Source organism: Aminipila sp. (assembly GCF_032051575.1).
Classification (GTDB): domain Bacteria; phylum Bacillota; class Clostridia; order Peptostreptococcales; family Anaerovoracaceae; genus Aminipila.
The window spans coordinates 476-4,261 of record NZ_DAMBYD010000025.1 but is presented as its reverse complement, the minus strand read 5'-3'; the positions used below and the strand labels follow the sequence as shown (position 1 = coordinate 4,261).

Genomic DNA, 3,786 nt, shown 5'->3' with positions numbered 1-3,786 from the left:
TGACGCAGTATAACACAAAATAGACGAACATTCTGACTTATTTATTTTTTGAAGATGCCTTGTAACTTATACACTAATATAGTACCAAATAAATGAGTTATTGTAAAATAAAGGTTTATTCATGGAAGATAAGGTAGACTTATTTTAAAGCCTACCTGTCAAAACTTTATTTTCTCAAACCTTTAACTTCTTATATATTATTTTAAATACGATTATCTCTTATCTTTATTTGAATTTCTTATTGAGTACTTTACCCATACATTAAATATAAGAAGTATTCCTATAACAAGACAACCTGCACTGATAGCTTTAATAAATCCAGCAAAAAATTGTTCATAAGCTTTTATACCTGGTTTATATATTCCAGAATAAATTACTGTAATAAATGATATCAATAATGCACATAATCCCCCAACTAATGATTCATTTCTTTTTAGCTTTTGAATTTCACTAAGTAATAAAATTGTATTTTTATTATTTTCCACCTCTTCATTTTCCTGTTCAATAAATTCACCCTTTAGCAATTCATTAACTGAAACCTCCAACACTTTACTTATTTCTTCAAATAATGAACTATCGGGCATACACTTACCACATTCCCACTTTGAAACTGCTTTATCAGTTACATTCAGATATTCTCCAAACTCTGCTTGAGTCATTTTTTTATTTTTTCTAGCTTCTGTTATAAATCGTCCAATTTTTTGTGTATCCATAATAACACCTCCCTTTAATAATATGATAATCCAAAAGCTACTATATTCAAACCCACCAAAGGTAGAGTATATAGAATATAAGTAGAATATAGTAATTTCACTAATTATTACTGTTTGTAATATCATTTTTATATGGTGAATTTGATTACTTAACACATTTTAACTTTACATATCAACTCTTTACTCACTTATTTGTGATACAGTTCTCCGTATCAGTTGCAGATGATAATACTTTTAGTACATCCGTTAGTAGTATTACGAAAAATCGCATAATTCACTTTCTTGAATTACGCGATTTTTAACTTAAAATTATTTAATTGAAGTTTATTTTTTGAGTATCTACTTTAATACTTATAACTTTGGTTCTGTATGCCAAATCCTTCATAGTTATTAATTCTTGACTTTTTTAGCTGCATCTAATATTTCCCCACTTAACTTCCTATTATAATATATCTAATAAGCAAGTTAACTAAAAATCAAATCAGCTGACAATTTTATAATAAACTCGTGAAGTGAGAAAATAAACAATAGCATAGAAAATAGCAAAGACAAAAATTGTTCCTGCTGTGCAGATTGCAAACAATGTAACATTAGTAAGATTTAATACTGCAAGAAGCTTCACGATAACCTTGAAGGCAAAGGCAATATGAATAATTGCTGTTACAACTGGCAGGAAGAACACCATAAGCACTTGGTTACCAATTGATTTTTTAATCTCTTCTTTGCTCATGCCAACCTTCTTCATAATTTCAAAGCGCTCCTTATCATCATAGCCTTCTGAAATCTGCTTGTAGTATATAATAAGCACCGTAGCCATAATAAATAGTGCTCCAAGGAATATCCCCAAGAAGAAAAGTCCTCCGTATAGAGAAAAGAAGGATTCTCTGGATTCTTCCAAGCCTTCACAACGTGCATCAATAGATAATTGCTTTATTTTGCTATTAATTTCATTAGTTAAAGCAATTTCATTTTCCGCATTATCATCAGTATCAAAGGAAAAGTAATAAGATAAATCCTCCATTTTGCCATCATCCTGAGTGCTAGAAGCATATATTTTTTCAATTGTCTTTTCATCAGGTACGATAATAAAGTAGCCATTAGTAACTACTGCGGAGGCTATTCCATCCACTGTCATGCTATTTATACGTTCTTTTATTTTAAACTCATTGCCTAAAATATTAATGCTGTCTTCGGCTATTTCTCCTCTATAAGTAAAGAGCAGCACTTCATTTTCCTTTAAAGTAATAGATTTATTTTCCAAATCATTATATTCACTTAGTGGTACAAACTCTATGAAGCCTAAATTGTTTGCGTCCAAATCACTGCCATTATCTGTGAAATAATTCTTATCTTGTATCATAGCTAGAGATGAAGATCGGTATTTAACTATATTTTTCAAAGTAATATTATCTTTGTCTGATTGCTCTTTTATAATATTATTAATCATTTCTGCCTTTTCTTTTGATATATTTTTTGCGCTTATTGAAATATCTCTTGGATATCTTGTTCTAAGCACATCCTCCATACCAATATACAGCGACACTGTTGTAGATAACATCACTAAAACAGTAGTTGAAAGAATACAAATGTTAGCGAGCCCTACTGCATTCTGTTTCATACGATAAATCATTCCAGACACATTTATAAAATGATTGGTCTTATAATAAAACTTCTTATTTTTTCTAAGGATTTTTAAAAGGGCAATACTTCCTGCAGTAAATAAAGCCCAAGTTCCTATCATAACAAGAATTGCTGCCAGAAAGAACATATTAAGTGCAGCTAGAGGTGATTCTGTAGTTAAGGCAATATAGTAGCCTGCTCCAAGGCTGAGAATTCCAATTAAAGTAAGAATCCACTTTGTTTTTGGCTCCTTTTCACCAACTTGACCTCCCTTAAGAAGCTCAACAGGTTTTGCAAGATGAATTTGTCTCATATTATTTATAAGAGTTAAAACAAAAATAAAGCCAAAGAGAATAACTGTTTTAACTATGGAGTTAGTTGATATAATAAACCCCATTGGCACCTTAAATTGTAAAATCTTAAGAAGTATTAAAAACATAAGCTTGCTTACTGCAATTCCAGATATCAGTCCCAATATCATGCTTATAATTGCCACGAAAAGGGTTTCCCAAAACAACAACTTAGCAATATGCTTTTTCTCCATACCCAAAATATTATATAAACCCAGCTCTTTTTTACGCCTCTTTATAAGAAAGCTGTTCGTATAAAAAAGAAAAATCACTGAGAAAAAACCAATAACATAAGTGCCTAAATTGAGTATTATTTTAAGTTCCCTTCCCCCAGACATACTGTTTAAAACATGGCAATAGTGCTTATACACGTTAGTATATATGGAAAATATGTCTTTCCATTCTTTTTAATATTATTTACAGCTAGCTTTTGATAGAACATCTTACTCATTTTTTACACCGCCTGTAGCAATTATAGTAAGTGTATCGGAAATTTTTTGATACATTTCTTCTTGGGACATGGAAGCTCTATATAGCTGATGAAACACCTCTCCATCTTTTATAAAAAGCACACGGCTTGCATGGCTGGCTGCTTTAGTACTGTGAGTAACCATTATTATGGTTTCTCCTTCTTTATTTATATCATTAAACAAGTGAAGAAGCTCATCACTTGAATGAGAATCCAATGCTCCAGTAGGCTCGTCTGCAAGAATAAGCTGGGGATTAGTAATTAATGCCCTAGCAACGGCAGCTCTCTGCTTTTGACCTCCAGAAACCTCATAAGGATATTTTTGTAAAATATCTTCTATTCCAAGTTTCTTTGCAATAGGTTTTAAACGATTATCCATTTCATTAAAGGACTTACCAGATAAAACAAGGGGCAAAAATATATTATCCTGCAAAGAAAAGGTATCAAGAAGATTAAAGTCTTGAAATACAAAGCCTAAATTATCACGACGAAACTTAGAAATTTCCTTTTCCTTAAGATTCATACTGCTTATACCGCTCAGCACCACCTCGCCGCTTGAGGGCTTATCTAGTGCTGCAATAATATTTAAAAGGGTAGTCTTACCTGACCCAGACTCCCCCATGATAGCTAAGTA

3 protein-coding genes are annotated in these 3,786 nt (G+C 31.5%); all 3 read right to left on the bottom strand.

Features of this window, described 5'->3' with window-relative positions; all coding sequences use genetic code 11:
- Positions 1-212: 212 nt before the first annotated feature.
- The gene (locus tag RTW14_RS18620; RefSeq protein ID WP_312654316.1) at positions 213-713 is read right to left on the bottom strand and encodes a helix-turn-helix domain-containing protein; all 501 of its coding nucleotides are present in this window, start codon (positions 711-713) and stop codon (positions 213-215) included.
- A gap of 481 nt (positions 714-1,194) precedes the next feature.
- Positions 1,195-3,021 (bottom strand): ABC transporter permease, encoded by a 1,827-nt coding sequence (locus tag RTW14_RS18615; protein ID WP_331654517.1) that lies wholly within the window; start codon positions 3,019-3,021, stop codon positions 1,195-1,197.
- Positions 3,022-3,126: 105 nt separating this feature from the next.
- The coding region (locus RTW14_RS18610; protein ID WP_312654313.1) for an ABC transporter ATP-binding protein at positions 3,127-3,786 on the bottom strand (660 nt) is incomplete at its 5' end.

Excerpts from the sequence above, each read along its gene's own strand:
- RTW14_RS18620 (WP_312654316.1), bottom strand. The coding sequence starts at position 713 with ATGGATACACAAAAAATTGGACGATTTATAACAGAAGCTAGAAAAAAT.
- RTW14_RS18615 (WP_331654517.1), bottom strand. The coding sequence starts at position 3,021 with ATGTCTGGGGGAAGGGAACTTAAAATAATACTCAATTTAGGCACTTAT.